The sequence below is a fragment of the Faecalimonas nexilis genome, from assembly GCF_059731825.1.
This window is the reverse complement of record NZ_AP029189.1, coordinates 139,479-156,941: the sequence shown is the minus strand read 5'-3', so window position 1 is coordinate 156,941 and position 17,463 is coordinate 139,479. Positions and strand designations below refer to the sequence as shown.

Here is a 17,463-nt window from a genome sequence, read left to right as displayed (position 1 = left end):
TTTTGCACTCCTTAAAATGGCATTCCCGGAATTCCGCCGCCTAATCCGCCTGTCAGTTTTGACATCGCAGAAGCCGACTCCGCTTCAACTTTACGAAGCGCTTCATTGGTAGCTGCCACAATCAAGTCTTCAAGCATCTCAATATCATCCGGATCCACAACTTCTTCCTGAAGTTTCACTTTTGTCACTTCTCTCGTTCCGGATACCGTCACTTCCACTGCACCGCCTCCTGCTGTTGCAGTAAATTCTTTACTCTCAAGCTCTTTTGCCTGCTCTTCCATCTGTCTTTGCATCTTCTGAGCCTGTTTCATTAAATTTGCCATATTTCCCGGCATTCCTCCACCTGGAAATCCTCCACGTTTTGCCATAATTATAATCCTCCTAATCTTCTACCGTGATATCCATGTGTACCACTTTTTCTATATCTACAAAACTATCCTCAAATCGTCGTCCTTCTTCCACACACCGAACTTCGATCGCGACAGTCTTGCCGATTCTTTGTTCAATAAGATGTTCTATCTCTTCTCTATGTTCCGGCGTCCCAACTACACCTGCGCTCACTTCATCCGGAAGCACAATGAGAAGCTGATCCTGATTGCCTACACTCAGCCTTGCCATCTTCAGACAATTGCGCAGCATGCCCGATAGCTGATTTACAATCGGACGAAAATCTTTCGCAACTGCCTTGACATCTTCATGAAGTGCTTTTGTAAGTTCCACCTTTGGTCCAGGCTCCTCTTCCACAGTTTGTTCCGCATAGGCAGCTGCCTGAGGTCTTACCGCAATCCCTTGCTGCATCTGCTCTTCCAAAGCACGAATACGTTCTAACAGTGTATCCTGCTCCACTTCCATCTCCGGTCTGCACAGCTTGATAAATGCCACTTCCATCATAACCCGCTTCTGTGTTGCATATTTTAATTGATTGGACAATTCTGAAAAAATCCTGATATAGCGTATCAGTGTATCATTTTCTATCATCTGTGCTTCTTCCTTCAGCTGTGCCAGATTCTCTGTCGATACATCTAACACATCCTCCATATTATCAGAACTTTTCGCAAGAAGCAAGTTCCTTAAATACCACGTGAAATCAGCTGCAAGCTGCGAAAGCTCACGCCCTTGCATAACAAGTTCATCCAGACTTTTCATCACTTTCGCAACATTTCTTTCCAAAAGTTCACGAAGCAGCCTGCTGAACACTTCCGTGTCAACCGCTCCGAGCACCTCCAACACATTATCATATGTCAGCTTCTGCCCAAGATAGAACGCGATGCACTGGTCCAAAAGGCTTAACGCATCTCTCATCGAGCCATCCGCCGCCTTTGCAACATAGCGAATTGCTTTCTCCTCAACTTCTATATTCTCCTTTTGCATAAGATCTGTCAGACGCGCCGCAATCGTATCAATTGTAATTCTTTTAAAATCATACCTCTGACATCTGGATAGAATTGTAATCGGTATCTTATGAGCCTCCGTTGTCGCCAAAATAAAAATAACATATTCCGGCGGCTCTTCCAGTGTCTTTAAAAGTGCATTAAACGCCCCAATAGAAAGCATATGCACCTCGTCGATGATATACACTTTATATTTTCCTTCCGTAGGACGATACGCCACCTCTTCCCGAATCTCACGGATATTGTCAACACCATTGTTCGAAGCAGCATCTATCTCGATCACATTCATAGAAGTACCGGAACTGATTGCTTTACAGCTGTCGCACACACCACAGGGGCTTCCATTTACCGGATGCTCACAGTTTACCGCCTTTGCAAATATCTTCGCAACCGATGTCTTACCGGTCCCCCTCGTTCCACAAAAGAGATACGCATGTCCGATTCGGTCTGCTTTTATCTGATTCTGCAATGTCTTGCTGATATGATCCTGCCCTTTTACATCCTCAAATTCCCCCGGGCGAAATTTTCTATACAAAGCAGTATACGACATCTCCAACTTCCTTTCTTTCTCTTCGTCTATTTATCTCCAAAACTGATTCCTGTCAGCTTTGCCTCTTTGATGATCTTAGAATCCGGATCCACCATCTTTAACTTTCCTGCCACTTCAGACAGCGGCACTTTTACAGTCTCTCCTTTTTTCATCCCGACCATGTAACCATATTCTTCTTTCAAGATCAATTCTGCCGCAGCAGCTCCGAGCCTTGTCGCAAGCACTCTATCGTAAGGGCAAGGGGAACCTCCTCTTTGTGTGTGCCCCGGCACCGTAATACGTACTTCCTGATCTGTCTTTTTCTGAATCTCTTCTGCCAATTCATATGCAATAGAAGGATATTTGCGTTCTTTTAATTTTGCTTTATAAGCTTTCTTCGGCATCGCAGCTTCTTCTTTTGACATCGCTCCTTCCGCAACTGCAATAATCGTAAAGTGTTTTCCTGCTTTTGTGCGTTTTTCAATCGCCTCCGAAATCACATTCAGATCATACGGAATCTCCGGAAGCAAGATAATATCAGCGCCTCCTGCAATTCCCGCATGCAATGTCACCCATCCAACTTTGTGTCCCATCACTTCCACGATAAATACACGGCTGTGAGATGTCGCGGTTGTATGGATACAGTCAATTGTATTCGTCGCAATATCCACTGCACTTTGGAAACCAAATGTCATATCTGTTCCCCATAAATCATTGTCAATTGTCTTTGGAAGTGTAATCACATTCAAACCTTCCTCTCGAAGCAGATTCGCTGTCTTATGTGTCCCGTTTCCACCAAGCACCACAAGGCAGTTCAGATTCAATTTATGATATGTATGCTTCATCGCCTTCACCTTGTCAAGTCCATTGGCGTCCGGCACCCGCATCAATTTGAACGGCTGTCTGGATGTTCCGAGAATCGTCCCTCCAACCGTGAGTATCCCTGAAAAATCTTTTGCTGTCAACATCTCAAAGTTGGCATAGATCAGACCTTTATACCCGTCTTTGAATCCATAGATTTCCACATCATTTCTCTTCGATGTGATCCCTTTTACCACGCCGCGCATCGCTGCATTTAACGCCTGGCAGTCTCCGCCGCTTGTCAGTATTCCAATTCTCAACATATATACACATCCTTTCACATTACATAGTCATTTATTTCAGTAACAGTATACCCCATTTTATAGGTGCTAACAACAGAAAAATGCGTTATACTATATAGTATGATGCAATTCAAAGGAGATTTTTATTATGGAACGAAATGAACTCTGCTGGTGTGGCAGCGGGAAAAAATATAAAAAATGCCACATGCAAATTGATGACAAAATATTACTTTTAGCTTCCGAAGGACACATTGTCCCTGACAGAAGTATGCTCAAGACACCTGCACAGATTGAAGAGATCAAAAAAAGTGCAGCGCTCAACACAGCGGTTCTTGATCACGTTGCAAAACATATTCACGCAGGGATGAGCACCGCCGAGATAGACAAACTGGTCTATGACTACACAACCGAACACGGCGGTATTCCTGCGCCACTTGGATATGACGGTTTTCCAAAAAGTGTATGCACTTCCATCAACAACGAAGTTTGCCACGGAATTCCAGACGAAAATATTATTTTAGAGGAAGGTGACATCATCAACGTGGACGTCTCTACCATTCTCAATGGATATTATTCAGATGCATCCCGAATGTTTGCCATCGGCGAATTGTCCGACCGGGCGAAAAAGATTCTAAAAGTAACCGAAGAATGTGTAGAACTTGGTCTTGCAGCAGCAAAACCTTGGGGGCATCTCGGGGATATTGCCGATGCAATCAACTCACACGCTCAGGCAAACGGTTACTCTGTGGTGGAAGACATCGGCGGTCACGGAATCGGTCTTGAATTTCACGAAGAACCTTTTGTGAGCTATGTCACTGAAAAAGGAACCGAGATGGTTCTTGTTCCGGGAATGATGTTCACCATCGAACCGATGATCAACGAAGGAAGTCCCGATTTCTTTGTAGATGAAGACAACGGCTGGACGGTCTACACCGAAGATGACGGATTATCCGCACAGATCGAATACATGGTGCTTGTCACCGAAACAGGTATCGAAGTATTAACTAAATAGACACCAAAAAGGAATCCCACTTGCGAGATTCCTTTTCTTATTTTGACACGACCATCGACACTTGTTTTTTTGCCGCCAGTCTAATGTATTTTTCATCAACCTCTTTATCTGTGATAATCTTGTGTATCTTCTGCAAAGGACAGATAACGGACAAATAACCGCCTCCAAACTTACTACTGTCCGCCAATACAAACACTTGCTCTGCAGAGTTCAAAATAGCCTGCTTTACCTGCATCTGCGGAGTTCCAATCGAAGTAAGTCCCACATCAAAATTAATACCGTGCACACCGATAAACGCTTTGTCCACATGAAACTGCGCCATGTTCGCCACAGCCGCCTCACCCATTGTTGCGGCAAGGTGTCCTCCCACATATCCTCCTATCATGTAAAGCTCCACATGTTTTACCCCTTCTAACTCGTTGCCCACAAGCAGAGAGTTCGTCACGATCGCCACATGTTTCTCCGGATGCTGCTTGATATGCAGCGCCAAATAGAAACTGCTGGACGCATCATCTAATATGATGGTATCGCGATCGTCGATATATTCATATGCACTTGCAGCAATCGCTTTTTTTCTGTCTACATGACGATAGATACTCTCGGCCGAATATTTCCGTTTACGCTCTTGTTCCAACGCAATTGCACCGCCATGCGTCCTCTGCAAAAGCCCCTCTTTTTCCATCGCTTTGATATCGTTTCGTATGGTCACTTCAGAACAATTCAGTTCCTCGCTCAACTGCGCCACCTTGACTTTCCCATATTCTTCTAATTCCTGCAAAATCGCTCTCCGACGTTCCTGCATAATAATCCCCCCCATATTCTGCCACTCTTATCTAACATTTACTTTCGACATATCCACATTTTGCATTACAATCTGCATGATCTGTACAAACCGATTTTCAAAACATTCTTTTGGCACGATCAGCGCCTTGTCCGGTCCATAATAAAACCCTATCGTCTTAGGTGTAGAAACTACTTTTTCAATTTGATTCCATTCAAACACAGTCTCACACTCTCCCTGCACCCGAGTCAAATTCTCTTTTCGGAATAAATAACTGCATCCTTCTTTATATTCCGCATTCGTCTGCATCTGTTTTTTCGCCCGCATCTTTAGCTGGATTGGCGTAAAACTGACAAAAATCGCAGCAGCCACCAGATACAAAACAAGTTGTCCTATCGTTGCCTTATTCATAATCGTAAGGATAATACCAATAAACGCCACTGCCATTCCGAGAACGTTGCTCAAAAATCCCGCAAACTTCGAATACGTGTGAAACAACATAAAATCAAACAGTGCTTTTTCTGTCATCTGTACAAATATTTTTTCTTCCATAAAAGTTTCTCCCTGTTTTCTAAAAACCCCCTTTATTATATCATAAAAAGGGGGTTTTTCCAATCTGTCTTAATTCACTTTTTGCCCCTGGTATGCCCATCCTTCCGGAGAATAGATACCAAGTTGTCTCTTCCTCATCATCTTATCAAAAAATGCTACAATAAACGGACATAGGAACAATGTGATGATAGATGCTGTCGCACATTGTGCTGTTGCCATATCTGTATACTGAGCCATCGAAGGATCTGCCTCCGCAACGGCTGCCGGCGTCATTGCCGAGTTCAGCGCTGTCGTACCAATCGCCGCTCCCATTGCATTTCTCTCTTTCTTCGGCAAAAGCAAATTGAATACAAAGAAAAAGATGACAGATGTTGCTGCTGAGATCAATCCCAATATAATTCCAGCTGCTCCGGCGGTCAATATTGTCTTGACATCCGTTTTTGCGCCTATTGAAATGGTCATGAAAAATGTAACAATCGGCTGTGCAGTAGCACATGCTTTTCGGAATCCTGCATCGAGATTTCCCCAGATAAATCCAATCAGAATAGGAATCAATGTCGCGATCAACGATTTAAACGGAATTGATGCAAGTCCTGTTGCTCCCAATGCAACCAATGTAAAAAACGGTCCATCATTCAATGACAAAATCGAAATCGCTCCTGTATCTGTTGCATTTCCAAACTGCGAAGACAGTGATATGTATAGCGATCCATTGGAGTTTGTGATAGCCGCAATCATTACAAACGGTGTAATCCCAAGAAATCCTGCCGGTCCGCAGATTTTTCCGACAATCAACCCAAACGCAACACCTAACAGGAATTTGATTCCGGTAAGCGCAACACCTTTATACAGCGGCATGCCAACTTGTTTGATATTGATTGTAGATCCACACACGATCAGGAAAAATCCCATCATACATGCGTTTCCTTCGTAGAAAAGTGCTGTTACATACCCACCAATCTGAAAGACCTGAGGCACGAACGTCGCGAGCAGAACAGCAATGACCAACGGAATAATGACAAGTCCGCCCGGTAGTTTTTTCATTTTATTTAGTATATCAAAATCTCTTTGTTCCTTTACTTCTTTTCCGCCCATTTTCATGCCCTCCTTTTAGATTTTGCGTTCTTTGTTCAAATACATCTCTTCATACTCCATAATGCGGTCTACTTTCGGAGCGGATCCTCCGCCTGCAAACTCGCACTCCAGCCAGATATCTACCAGGTATTTTGCAAGTTCCACACCGATTACTCGTTCACCCATACACATAATCTGTGCATTGTTGCTCTTTCTGGAACGCTCTGTCGAAAACGGATCATGACATACCGCAGCACGGATTCCAGGAACTTTATTTGCCGTAATCGCCATCCCGATACCGGTGCCACAGACAAGAATTCCTCTCTCATATTCTCCTCGTGCCACAGCCTCCGCCACTTTTACCGCAACATCCGGATACAGCACAACTTCTCCTTTCTCCGCTCCAAAATCATGATATTCGATTCCTTTACTGTCAAGGTGTTTCATAATCTCCACTTTTAACGCATATGCAGCTTCATCACAACCAATTGCTAGTTTCATAATTCTATTCCTCCTAAACTCTATTTTCTCAATGTCTCCTGGAATAAACGATCTACAATATCACAAGCTGTATGATCATTTCCGGTTAATCCGCCTTTTCCAATTACCGGAAGTCCTTCATAATTTCCGACAAGTCTTCCGATATCTGTTTGTGCAATCACATAGTCAAGCACTTCAATACACTCCACTCCAAGCTGATAGCAGACATTCACCATCGTATCTCCGCCTGTTGTATAGAGTCCTGCAATTCTTTTTTTGCCGACCTGTTCCAACACCTGAGAGATAATTGTTCCAAGTCCTGCGTTAATTCGGTTTGCACTCATACCGCTTGAATATCCTCGTTTTTCATCCTCTTTATCCAAATCCAACAACTCTCCATGCAATGCCGTCTCAAACAAAATCGCCCTCGGCTGTTCATCCGATTCCAAAAGTTCTACCGCTTTATTAACCGCTTTAAACGCCTCATCCAAAGCCGCATCTCCTCCGTCAACCAACGGAATTGGCTCAACACTGATTCTCACATGTCTTTTTTCTTCACAGAGCACTTCCATCTGTCTCTTCGTCACCGGCGTCGCGCTTCCTGCTGCAATCAAAACAGTCTTTCCTGTCTCATCTGCTTTTCCTTCTGGTACATTTGCCTCTTCTGCCTGTATCAAGCCTCTTCCATATGCAAGCTTTGCCGTAAATGGTCCTGGATCTACCGCTACCACATCCCACGCAAGGTCAATACATGCTTTTGCAATATTCTCAACATCTTCAAGAGTGGCCGCATCAACCACAATAACCTGGCATTTCTCTTCACGCTGGTCTTCCAATGCCTCCCGAATCGCACCCACTCCCGCAAGTACTTGATCCAGTTTTACAAGACCGACTTTCCTCTTTGTCTGTCCCGCAAGAAGTCGTGGAATATAATTTTCTTTTACAGGTGTCCGCACATCCTGTGCCACCGGTGTGCGAATCAACGGCACTCCGTCGATAATCGAATATCCACCTGCCACGATACGTTTTGACTGCGGCATTGCCGGAACCACAACTGCAACGGTATCTTCTGCCATCTGATCCAGCATCGCATCAATCTCTATACCAATTCCGCCTCGAAGAGTGGTATCAATTCTTTTCGAAAAATATTTTACCCCCATTCGTTTTAACGCAAGAGTTGCAGATTTCACTTTCTCGTATGCCTCATCAGCCGGAAGCGCCCTGCTGTTACTACTTACCAAAATCGCATCTAACGCTTCTGCATTTTTTGTATTTTCCGCTGCTGTTTCATTAAAAAACACCGCTGTTCTTGCTTTCGATCTTGCCAGTAACACACCTGTCGTTGTCGCCCCTGTCAGATCATCTGCTACTGCTCCGATTAATGGCATTTTAACCGCCTCCTTTTATTTCTTTTGACTTTTTTCATGTTGAAGAGTTGCATACTCTGAGACCACCTTGGTTGATTCTATCAAACTTACCGCTCCCGCAATTCCTTTTCCCGCAATGTCAAATGCAGTTCCATGATCGACAGAACTTCTAATAAACGGAAGTCCAAATGTCAATGTTACCGATTTTTCAAAATCCAATGTCTTACATGCAATATGTCCCTGATCATGATACAACGAAAGAATCGCATCATATTTTCCTGACTTTCCAATGTGGAAAACAGAATCCGCCGGGCAAGGACCTACTGCATTGATTCCCATTTCCTGTGCCGCCTTTACCGCCGGTTCCAGTTCATCAATTTCCTCTCTTCCGAATAAACCATTGTCACCATTATGTGGGTTCAACCCCGCAACTGCAATAAGCGGATTTTCAATTCCTACTTTTCTAAGTTCCTTATCAATATTGATTACATTTTCCAAAACAACTTCTTTTGTTGCATAATGGCAAGCATCCACCAAAGACATATGCCTGCTCACAAAAAATACCCTCAGCTTATGGCACGAGAACATTGTCAATGCATACGGCGAATTTGTCGCATGCTGGTAAATCTCTGTATGTCCAGGTTCTTGAATATCAACCAGCTTAATCGCACCTTTATGAATCGGAGCTGTGGAAACGGCATCTATTTTCTTTGCCATTCCAAGTTCAATGGATTTCATAATCCAGTCAATTGCCATCTGACCTGCAAGCGCCTGTACTTTTCCCCATTCAATAGAATCTGTATCATATTCACCCGTCTCAATGATATCAACCGTACCATATTCAAATTTTGCCTCTTCCGGATCTTGAATCCGGTTATATCTCAATTCTTTTCCCAATATTTTAGCTGCTCTTTCCATAATTGCGACACTTCCGATTACAAACGGTCTGCAGCATTCATGAATTTCTTTTTCCAGCATTGTCTCCACTACTGTCTCCGGTCCTATTCCTGCCGGATCTCCCATTGTTATCGCTGTGATAGGTTTAAATCTTGTTTCGCTCATAGCATTTCATTTCCTTTCGTTTTATTTTATTTATATTTCGTTTTCTTTTATTTTATATTTTTATTTTACGACTATTCTTTTGTTTTTTCAACACTTTTTTACTTTTTCATTCTTTTTAACATTTAAACAAAATAACTTTTGTGCATTTTACACTATATTTTTATTAATTACTTTCGTTTATTTTCGTTTTTATGTTTTCTTTTGTTTTTATTGATTTCACTTCGCACATGAGATATAATAAACCCATAAGCAACGTCACAATTTTATTCAGGAGGAATTCATATGCAGAAAAAACTTTATTTTGGAACAAACTTAAAGATGTACAAGAACATAGCTGATACCGTTAGTTACCTGCAAAAACTGGCAGAAAACACAAAAGATATCAGTCGGGATGAGATCACACTATTCGTCATTCCTTCTTTTACTTCCCTTCCCTCTGCTTCAACTTCAGTTGACCACAACCTAATCAAATTAGGAGCACAAAATATGTGTTGGGAAGAAGAAGGGCAGTTTACAGGAGAGATTTCTCCATTAATGCTAAAAGAATTGAATTTGGAGCTCGTCATGATCGGACATTCGGAACGCCGTCACGTCTTTGGCGAGACAGATTTTGAAGAAAATAAAAAAGTGCACGCTGCACTCTCTCATGGGTTTACCACTCTGCTTTGCATCGGAGAAACCGCTGCCGAAAAAGAATACGGTATCAGCGACGAAGTGCTTCGCACACAATTAAAAGTAGGGTTTCACGGCATCACCAAGGAACAGGTTCCAAACATTTGGGTTGCTTACGAACCTGTCTGGTCTATTGGGGTAAACGGAATCCCTGCTTCTGCAGAGTATGCTGAAGAAAAACACAAGATAATTAAGTCTACACTCTTTGAGCTGTTCGGCGAGGAAGCTTCTGATATTCCTGTGTTATACGGCGGAAGCGTCAACCCACAAAACGCGAATCAATTGATTGTCCAGCCCTCCATCGACGGACTGTTCACCGGACGAAGCGCATGGCAGGCGGATAATTTTAATAGCCTGATTCGGGATGCAAAAGAAACTTACGACAATCAATAACCACATAAAAAGGGCAGAGATTTTTAATAAAATCTCTGCCCAAATTATTTTTAGTATGATTTTCCCCAGTATGCCATGTGTTTTGCAGGTTTTCCGCAGAAAATACATGTGTCTGAAATCATCTCTTCATCTTCGATCAGACAACGCGTGGAAGCTCCACCTGTAGCGTATTTGATCTCGCCTTCACACTCTTCATCTCCACACCAGCAAGCTTTTACAAATCCACGGTTTGCTTTGAATTTTTCAACCATCTCATCCATTGTAACTGCTGTATCAATATGTGAATTTAAGAATGTTTTCGCTTTCTCATACATATCTTTCTGAATTGTCTCTAAAATCTCACCAAGTTTTGTTGTAATCTCATCGATAGAAACAACAATCTTTTCACGTGTATCACGACGTACAACAACAACCTGATTCTTCTCGATATCTTTTGGTCCAATCTCAATACGTGTTGGGATACCAAGAATCTCCTGCTCACTGAATTTCCATCCTGGACTCTTCTCTGAATCGTCGATTTTCGCTCTGTATCCAGCTGCTTTTAATGCTGCCAACAATTCATCTGCTTTTTCAAGAACTCCTTCTTTATGCTGAGCAATCGGAATTACTTTTGTCTGAACCGGTGCAATTCTTGGTGGCAATACAAGTCCGTCATCATCTCCGTGAACCATAATGATCGCACCGATAATTCTTGTGGAAAGTCCCCATGATGTCTCATATACACTGTGAGGCTGGTTATTTTTGTCTATATATTTGATGTTAAACGCATCTGGGAAACCATTTCCGAAGAAATGGCTTGTTGCTGACTGCAACGCTTTTCCGTCATGCATAAGCGCTTCTACTGTGTAAGTATCCTGAGCTCCCGCAAATTTTTCATTCTCTGCTTTTCTTCCTGATACGAACGGAATTGCAAGTGAATCACGGATAAAGTCCTGATATACTTTCAACATAGTAAGTGTTCTCTGTTCAGCCTCTTCGTATGTCGCATGAATTGTATGTCCTTCCTGCCACAAGAATTCTCTTGAACGCAAGAAAGGTCTTGTTGTCTTTTCCCAACGAAGCACGGAATTCCATTGATTCCATACTTTTGGTAAATCTCTATGTGAACGAACCATCTTGCTCCACAAGTCACAGAATAATGTCTCTGATGTAGGTCTGATACAAAGTCTTTCCTGAAGTCTTTCCATTCCTCCATGTGTCACCCACGCTACTTCCGGTGCAAATCCTTCGATATGGTCTCCTTCTTTTTCAAGCAGACTTTCCGGAATCAACATTGGTAAAGATACGTTCTCTACACCTGTCTCTTTAAATCTCGCATCCAAATCTTTCTGAATGTTCTCCCAGATCGCATAACCATTCGGTAAGTAGTTCAAGCATCCTTTTACTGATGAATAGTCACAAAGTTCTGCTTCACGTACAACATCTGTGTACCATTGTGCGAAATCTTCATCTCTCGCCGTAATCGCTTTTACAAGTTTTTTTTTCGTTTGCCATGTTTTTCTCTCCTTTTTATTTGCAGGGCCCCTTGCCCCATCTTATTTTTTGAGGAAATAAAAAGAGCCGAGTCCTTTCATCCCTCCAAAAGGGACCGAAAGACTCGGCTGGTACCACCCTAATTAATCATAGATTCCTCTACAATTCTCTTTAGTCATCATTAACGCTGATGTCACGCTGCATTTTCACACAGTGGCTCCAAGGTAGGTTCCATACACTTCTCGCAAGAATCTTTCACCAATCAATTCTCTCTCTGTGGCTCGTCCTGTATATACTATTCCTCTTCACAGCCAATATTCTCAGTAATTACCACTAATTCTATGAGAAATCTTGTTGTTTGTCAACCCCGTAGAATACTGATTTTTCAGAAAAATATTTTTCGAAAGCCTTCTCCTTCCGGTTCGATTTCAAATATTATCTTTTCCTTTGTCTTTGGATGCAAAAATTCCAAATGGCTTGCACAAAGAGCAATCTGCCGTCTTCCCTTTAATTGCTTTCCATTATATTTTGCATCTCCCCAAATCGGGCAGTCTGTTGCTGCCATCTGCACCCGTATCTGATGGTGCCGCCCCGTTTCCAATCTGATATTTACAAGACTTCTCTCTTCTCCATCTTCCATTCCTTCCTTTTCGACCTTGTAAAAAAGCACTGCGCTTTTTGCATTCTTCGCTGACGGCTCACACACTTTTGAAAGGTTTGACCGTCCGTCTTTTACCATATAATGTTCCAGTTTCCCGCTTTTTTCTTCAAATTTTCCACATACAACTGCTTTGTAATACTTTCCAAACCCTGCTCCCTGCATCTGGGAGCTTAGCTCTTTAGCCGCAAATGGTGTTTTTCCAAATACAAGTATGCCCTCTACCGGTTGATCCAGCCGATGAATCACCGCCACATAGGGTTCTTTCCTTTCTTTTTGATTTTTGTACAAATAATTTTTCAGAATGCTCACCATATCCTGAGAGCCAATTTTGCTTGTCTGTGTCGGCATTCCTGCCGGTTTATAGCAGACGATCACATGTGTATCTTCAAATAGTATCTTTAAGTTCATTCTTTCTCCTTTTCACGACTAAAGACGAGGGTCCGGCACAAACCCTCGTCTCCATATTTTAGAAAACATCCTGTTTCCGGTATAAATCTACACCAACGCCTCCACAGGTTCTTCTTTTAATGCTTCCTCATATTTTTCCAATATGATGCTTTGAATTCTTTCTCTTGTGTCAGAATTGATCGGATGTGCAATATCTCTATATTCACCGTCCAAAGCTTTTTTACTCGGCATTGCAATAAAAAGTCCTTTTTCTCCTTCAATCACCTTAATATCATGCACTACGAATTCATCATCCATCGTAATGGAAACTACCGCCTTTAATTTTCCTTCTTTCGCTACTTTTCTCACACGTACATCTGTAATTTGCATATGTTCTAACCCCTTTCCATCTTGCATTGTTTTTATTTTTCTGAATTCAGATTACAATGCAAATCTCTCATTTTTTTCTACTACGACTTTTACCCCGTTTTCCCCAATATGACGTGTATTGGATCTAATCGTGTCACGACTCTCCACAATACAATTCTCAATATAGGTATTATCTCCAAGATATACATCATTCAAAATAATTGAATTTTTTATCACACAGTTATTACCCACATATACTTTCTTAAACAGAACTGAATTTTCCACTGTTCCATTGATTATACTTCCGCTGGCAACCAAACTGTTCTTTACAACTGCACCCGGATTGTATTTTGCCGGAGGCAAATCACCAACTTTTGAATAAATCGCCGGATATGTTTTGAAGAAATGTTTTCTTACATCTGCTTTCAAAAAGTCCATATTCGTCTGATAATATGCATCAACCGTGGAGATATTACTCCAATAGTCTTTAATCTTATATGCATAAATTTTCTTTAAATTCTTATAACGGATCAAAATATCCGATACAAAATCATATCTGTCGTCTTCCGCACACTGTTCGATCAGATCAATCAGCTGGCGTCTCCGGATGATATAAATACCGGTTGAGACAGTTCTTGACTTTGCCATCATCGGTTTCTCTTCAAACTCTTCCACGCGCATATTCTCATTCAGCTTCAAAGTTCCAAACCTTCTCGCATCCTCGCCATCATTCAGATCTTTGCAAACCACTGTAATATCCGCTTTTTTGGCAATATGATATTCTAACACCTTATTATAATCCATCTTATAGATCGCATCACCGGAGGTGATGATCACATATGGTTCATGGCATTTTTTCAAGAAATCAAGATTCTGATAAATCGCATCTGCCGTTCCTCTGTACCAATTGCCATTATCCGCTGTAATTGTAGGTGGAAATACATATAATCCGCCCTGCTTTCTCCCGAAGTCCCACCATTTCGAAGAATTTAAGTGTTCATTCAACGATCTTGCATTGTACTGTGTCAACACAGCTACCTTTTGAATATGCGAGTTCGACATATTACTAAGCACAAAATCAATCGCCCTGTAACTTCCAGCTATCGGCATAGCTGCCGCCGCACGTTTTTTTGTCAATTCACGCATCTTATTACTGTTACCACCCGCTAAAATAATCCCTACTGCTCTCATGCCTGTTCACCTACCTTTATCAACGTTTCTCCACTTTCAAGTACTCCATCGACATAATCTTCTTTTACTGTCACGCCGCTGATTGCAGTATTTTTTCCTATCTGCACATTCGCAGGGATTACTGAATTCTCCCCAATTGTAACAAGTCCAAATGAATAAATATTTGGTTTTAATTTATTTGGAATATCACTTCCGATTCCCAAAGTGACATTATCTCCAACTTTTACATGTTCTGCAATGATCGACTTATCAATCACACAATTCTCTCCGATAACCACATCCTGCATAATAATGGAATCCCGGACAACCGCACCTTGTCCAATTACTACATTAGATCCAATAACAGAGTTGTGAACTTCTCCATAAATCTCTGTACCATTACATATAATACTCTTTTCAATTACAGAATTCTCTGATATGTACTGCGGTGGAATGCATCCGGTATTCGTATAAATCTTCCAAAATTCTTCATATAAATTAAAGTCTGGAATAATGTCAATCAATTCCATGTTGGCTTCCCAATAAGAACCCAATGTTCCGACATCTTTCCAATATCCGTTGTATTCATACGCAAACAAACGTTGCCCATTTACATGACAATATGGAATCACATGTTTTCCAAAGTCACATCCAGGCTCGTCCTTCTTTTTTAGCAAGGCTTCTCTTAACACTGGCCAGCTGAAAATGTAAATTCCCATAGACGCAAGATTGCTTCTCGGATGTGCTGGTTTTTCCTCAAATTCTGTAATCCGGTTATTCTCGTCCGTAATCACAATACCAAATCTGCTCGCTTCTTCAATTGGAACCGGCATCGCAGCGATGGTAACATCTGCATTGTTCTCCTTGTGAAAATCTAGCATAACCTCATAATCCATCTTATAAATATGGTCTCCTGATAGAATTAACACATAGTCCGGATTATAGCTTTCCATATACTCCAGATTCTGATAGATCGCATTCGCCGTTCCGGTATACCATTCACTGTTCGTACTTTTTTCATATGGGGGAAGTACTGTCACCCCGCCAATATTACGGTCTAAATCCCAGGGAATACCTATCCCAATATGTGCGTTTAGACGTAAGGGTTGATATTGGGTCAACACCCCGACTGTATCAATCCCCGAATTAATACAGTTACTAAGCGGAAAATCAATGATCCTGTATTTTCCTCCAAAAGCTACTGCCGGTTTTGCAACTTTCGCAGTTAAGACGCCAAGTCTGCTGCCTTGTCCTCCTGCTAATAACATTGCTATCATTTCCTTTTTCTTCATGCCTTCACCCCTTCTCAGTATTAGTGTGTCTATTATAACACAATCTTTTCATATAGTGAACATATTTTACAAAAAAACAACATCTTTTTACATGTTTTTATCCATTTCTAACAAAATAAAGACCTTTGCTTTTTTTGAATATATGTATATAATATAAAGGATAGACTTATTATATGACAAAAACATAAGAATGGGATGGTAATATATGTATAAAATAAACTTTAACAAACCTCTTCACGTTCATTTTATCGGAATTGGCGGCATCAGCATGAGTGGACTTGCCGAAATTCTTTTAAAAGAAAATTTTACAATTTCTGGATCTGATTCAAAAGTTTCTGCTCTCACAGAACATTTAGCCTCTATGGGTGCTTCTGTTTTTTATCCGCAAAAAGCATCTAACATCATAGATGGAATCGATGTTGTTGTTTATACAGCGGCAATTCACGAGGATAACGAAGAATTTGCGGAGGCAAAAAGACAAAACCTTCCAATGTTATCACGTGCTGAGTTACTTGGTCAGCTAATGACCAATTACAAGATTCCGATTGCCGTTTCTGGGACTCATGGAAAGACAACGACAACTTCCATGCTCTCTCACGTATTGCTGGCAGGTGAAAAAGACCCGACAATCTCTGTTGGCGGTATTTTAAAGGCAATCGGTGGCAATATCCGTGTAGGAAGCTCTGATGTATTTGTCACAGAAGCTTGCGAATACACTAATAGCTTTTTGCATTTCTTTCCAAAGATTGGAATTATCCTGAACGTAGAAGAAGACCATATGGATTTCTTCAAAGACATTGACGATATCCGTAACTCCTTCCATCAATTTGCCGCACTGCTCCCTGCAGATGGCACTTTGGTCATCAACCAAAACATCGAAGGAATCGATTCGATCACTGACGGACTGGACTGCAAGATCATCACATATTCCGAAAGGCACCCGGCAGACTATTCTGCTTCTGACATTCGATTTGATGAGATTGGAAATGCTTCTTTTGATCTGTTAAGGCATGGTGAATATGTGGATCGCATCACACTTGCGGTTGCCGGTAACCACAATGTCTCCAATGCACTTGCAGTTATTGCAGTTTGCGAGCAGCTTGAGATTCCGCTTGATATTATCAAAAAAGGAATTCTGTCATTTACCGGAACAGACCGCCGTTTCCAATATAAAGGGGAGCTAGATGGCGTTACAATCCTTGATGATTACGCGCATCATCCAACGGAGATCCGTGCGACACTAACATCCGCCCAGAATTATCCTCATAAAGATATCTGGTGCATTTTCCAGCCGCACACTTACACAAGAACAAAAGCATTTTTTGACGAGTTTGCAGAGGCACTTTCTCTCGCTGATCATGTTGTCCTAGCCGACATCTATGCCGCCCGCGAGACAGACACTTTAGGAATGTCTTCCGCTGCACTTGCTGAAAAAATCAAAGAACTTGGCACAGATGCATACTATTTTCCAAGCTTTGAAGAGATTGAGAATTTTGTCTCTGAAAAATGTATCCACGGTGATTTGTTGATAACTATGGGTGCCGGAGATGTTGTAAACATTGGAGAAGCGCTTCTAAAATAAGAGTTATCCACAGTTTCCACAATTTTTTTATCCACAAAAAAACCGAGATATCCACGGAAAAGTGCTTTTTCCTATGCTTATATGGTGTTATAATAGCCATTACTGAAAGAGAA

The 17,463-nt window shown here is 41.7% G+C and carries 17 protein-coding genes and 1 other annotated feature; of the genes, 3 read left to right on the top strand and 14 right to left on the bottom strand.

Annotated elements, in window-relative coordinates:
* Positions 1-11: 11 nt before the first annotated feature.
* From AC6I5B_RS00750 to AC6I5B_RS00740, 3 genes are read right to left on the bottom strand one after another with little or no spacing between them, the layout of a single operon-like run.
* On the bottom strand, positions 12-368 hold the full coding sequence (locus tag AC6I5B_RS00750; RefSeq protein ID WP_004614333.1) for a YbaB/EbfC family nucleoid-associated protein: 357 nt from the start codon (positions 366-368) through the stop codon (positions 12-14).
* Between the two features lie 13 nt (positions 369-381).
* Positions 382-1,941, bottom strand: coding sequence for a DNA polymerase III subunit gamma/tau (gene dnaX / locus AC6I5B_RS00745; protein ID WP_441659578.1), 1,560 nt, complete (start codon positions 1,939-1,941; stop codon positions 382-384).
* Positions 1,942-1,967: 26 nt separating this feature from the next.
* Positions 1,968-3,044 carry a 6-phosphofructokinase gene (locus AC6I5B_RS00740; RefSeq protein ID WP_004614335.1) on the bottom strand — a complete coding sequence of 359 codons (1,077 nt, stop codon included), beginning with the start codon at positions 3,042-3,044 and terminating at the stop codon, positions 1,968-1,970.
* Between the two features lie 127 nt (positions 3,045-3,171).
* Here AC6I5B_RS00740 and AC6I5B_RS00735 point away from each other — a divergent pair, with 127 nt between their 5' ends.
* Complete coding sequence (locus AC6I5B_RS00735; protein WP_004614336.1) at positions 3,172-4,035, top strand: methionyl aminopeptidase; 864 nt, start codon at positions 3,172-3,174, stop codon at positions 4,033-4,035.
* 37 nt (positions 4,036-4,072) lie between these two features.
* Here AC6I5B_RS00735 and AC6I5B_RS00730 read toward each other — a convergent pair whose 3' ends face one another.
* The 6 genes from AC6I5B_RS00730 to pdxA form a co-directional block, all read right to left on the bottom strand.
* Positions 4,073-4,837, bottom strand: a complete 765-nt coding sequence (locus AC6I5B_RS00730; protein ID WP_270608772.1) for a DeoR/GlpR family DNA-binding transcription regulator — start codon at positions 4,835-4,837, stop codon at positions 4,073-4,075.
* A gap of 27 nt (positions 4,838-4,864) precedes the next feature.
* Complete coding sequence (locus AC6I5B_RS00725; protein ID WP_270608771.1) at positions 4,865-5,368, bottom strand: YcxB family protein; 504 nt, start codon at positions 5,366-5,368, stop codon at positions 4,865-4,867.
* A 69-nt stretch (positions 5,369-5,437) separates the two neighbouring features.
* Positions 5,438-6,463: a 2-keto-3-deoxygluconate permease gene (locus AC6I5B_RS00720; RefSeq protein WP_270608769.1), complete on the bottom strand. Its 1,026-nt coding sequence runs from the start codon at positions 6,461-6,463 to the stop codon at positions 5,438-5,440.
* Between the two features lie 15 nt (positions 6,464-6,478).
* Positions 6,479-6,943, bottom strand: coding sequence for a ribose 5-phosphate isomerase B (rpiB, locus tag AC6I5B_RS00715; RefSeq protein WP_270608767.1), 465 nt, complete (start codon positions 6,941-6,943; stop codon positions 6,479-6,481).
* Positions 6,944-6,963: 20 nt separating this feature from the next.
* Positions 6,964-8,310 (bottom strand): four-carbon acid sugar kinase family protein, encoded by a 1,347-nt coding sequence (locus tag AC6I5B_RS00710; protein ID WP_270608765.1) that lies wholly within the window; start codon positions 8,308-8,310, stop codon positions 6,964-6,966.
* Between the two features lie 15 nt (positions 8,311-8,325).
* A complete protein-coding gene (gene pdxA / locus AC6I5B_RS00705) occupies positions 8,326-9,351 on the bottom strand; it encodes a 4-hydroxythreonine-4-phosphate dehydrogenase PdxA (RefSeq protein ID WP_270608764.1) in 1,026 nt (341 codons plus the stop codon).
* 282 nt (positions 9,352-9,633) lie between these two features.
* On the opposite strand from pdxA, the gene AC6I5B_RS00700 reads away from it, so the two are divergent.
* Complete coding sequence (locus AC6I5B_RS00700) at positions 9,634-10,416, top strand: triose-phosphate isomerase (protein ID WP_270608763.1); 783 nt, start codon at positions 9,634-9,636, stop codon at positions 10,414-10,416.
* A gap of 50 nt (positions 10,417-10,466) precedes the next feature.
* On the opposite strand, the gene proS is transcribed toward AC6I5B_RS00700, so the two are convergent.
* From proS to AC6I5B_RS00675, 5 genes are all read right to left on the bottom strand, one after another.
* Positions 10,467-11,879: a proline--tRNA ligase gene (proS, locus tag AC6I5B_RS00695; RefSeq protein ID WP_497773758.1), complete on the bottom strand. Its 1,413-nt coding sequence runs from the start codon at positions 11,877-11,879 to the stop codon at positions 10,467-10,469.
* 117 nt (positions 11,880-11,996) lie between these two features.
* Positions 11,997-12,207, bottom strand: a binding site (T-box leader).
* 67 nt (positions 12,208-12,274) lie between these two features.
* Entirely contained in the window at positions 12,275-12,958 is a 684-nt protein-coding gene (locus AC6I5B_RS00690) for an RluA family pseudouridine synthase (protein WP_270608761.1), read from the bottom strand.
* Positions 12,959-13,045: 87 nt separating this feature from the next.
* Complete coding sequence (gene spoVG / locus AC6I5B_RS00685; RefSeq protein ID WP_270608760.1) at positions 13,046-13,327, bottom strand: septation regulator SpoVG; 282 nt, start codon at positions 13,325-13,327, stop codon at positions 13,046-13,048.
* A 51-nt stretch (positions 13,328-13,378) separates the two neighbouring features.
* Positions 13,379-14,497 carry a glucose-1-phosphate adenylyltransferase subunit GlgD gene (gene glgD, locus AC6I5B_RS00680; RefSeq protein WP_270608759.1) on the bottom strand — a complete coding sequence of 373 codons (1,119 nt, stop codon included), beginning with the start codon at positions 14,495-14,497 and terminating at the stop codon, positions 13,379-13,381.
* Complete coding sequence (locus tag AC6I5B_RS00675; RefSeq protein WP_270608758.1) at positions 14,494-15,768, bottom strand: glucose-1-phosphate adenylyltransferase; 1,275 nt, start codon at positions 15,766-15,768, stop codon at positions 14,494-14,496. Before AC6I5B_RS00675 ends, glgD begins: the two co-directional genes overlap by 4 nt.
* A 205-nt stretch (positions 15,769-15,973) precedes the next feature.
* Here AC6I5B_RS00675 and murC point away from each other — a divergent pair, with 205 nt between their 5' ends.
* On the top strand, positions 15,974-17,350 hold the full coding sequence (murC, locus tag AC6I5B_RS00670) for a UDP-N-acetylmuramate--L-alanine ligase (protein WP_270608757.1): 1,377 nt from the start codon (positions 15,974-15,976) through the stop codon (positions 17,348-17,350).
* Positions 17,351-17,463: the final 113 nt, after the last annotated feature.

Coding starts and splice junctions, on each gene's coding strand:
- glgD (WP_270608759.1), bottom strand. CDS start 14,497: ATGAGAGCAGTAGGGATTATTTTAGCGGGTGGTAACAGTAATAAGATG.
- spoVG (WP_270608760.1), bottom strand. CDS start 13,327: ATGCAAATTACAGATGTACGTGTGAGAAAAGTAGCGAAAGAAGGAAAA.
- AC6I5B_RS00700 (WP_270608763.1), top strand. CDS start 9,634: ATGCAGAAAAAACTTTATTTTGGAACAAACTTAAAGATGTACAAGAAC.
- AC6I5B_RS00740 (WP_004614335.1), bottom strand. CDS start 3,044: ATGTTGAGAATTGGAATACTGACAAGCGGCGGAGACTGCCAGGCGTTA.
- rpiB (WP_270608767.1), bottom strand. CDS start 6,943: ATGAAACTAGCAATTGGTTGTGATGAAGCTGCATATGCGTTAAAAGTG.
- AC6I5B_RS00735 (WP_004614336.1), top strand. CDS start 3,172: ATGGAACGAAATGAACTCTGCTGGTGTGGCAGCGGGAAAAAATATAAA.
- dnaX (WP_441659578.1), bottom strand. CDS start 1,941: ATGTCGTATACTGCTTTGTATAGAAAATTTCGCCCGGGGGAATTTGAG.
- AC6I5B_RS00725 (WP_270608771.1), bottom strand. CDS start 5,368: ATGGAAGAAAAAATATTTGTACAGATGACAGAAAAAGCACTGTTTGAT.
- AC6I5B_RS00730 (WP_270608772.1), bottom strand. CDS start 4,837: ATGCAGGAACGTCGGAGAGCGATTTTGCAGGAATTAGAAGAATATGGG.
- AC6I5B_RS00720 (WP_270608769.1), bottom strand. CDS start 6,463: ATGGGCGGAAAAGAAGTAAAGGAACAAAGAGATTTTGATATACTAAAT.
- AC6I5B_RS00690 (WP_270608761.1), bottom strand. CDS start 12,958: ATGAACTTAAAGATACTATTTGAAGATACACATGTGATCGTCTGCTAT.
- AC6I5B_RS00710 (WP_270608765.1), bottom strand. CDS start 8,310: ATGCCATTAATCGGAGCAGTAGCAGATGATCTGACAGGGGCGACAACG.
- pdxA (WP_270608764.1), bottom strand. CDS start 9,351: ATGAGCGAAACAAGATTTAAACCTATCACAGCGATAACAATGGGAGAT.
- AC6I5B_RS00675 (WP_270608758.1), bottom strand. CDS start 15,768: ATGAAGAAAAAGGAAATGATAGCAATGTTATTAGCAGGAGGACAAGGC.
- AC6I5B_RS00750 (WP_004614333.1), bottom strand. CDS start 368: ATGGCAAAACGTGGAGGATTTCCAGGTGGAGGAATGCCGGGAAATATG.
- murC (WP_270608757.1), top strand. CDS start 15,974: ATGTATAAAATAAACTTTAACAAACCTCTTCACGTTCATTTTATCGGA.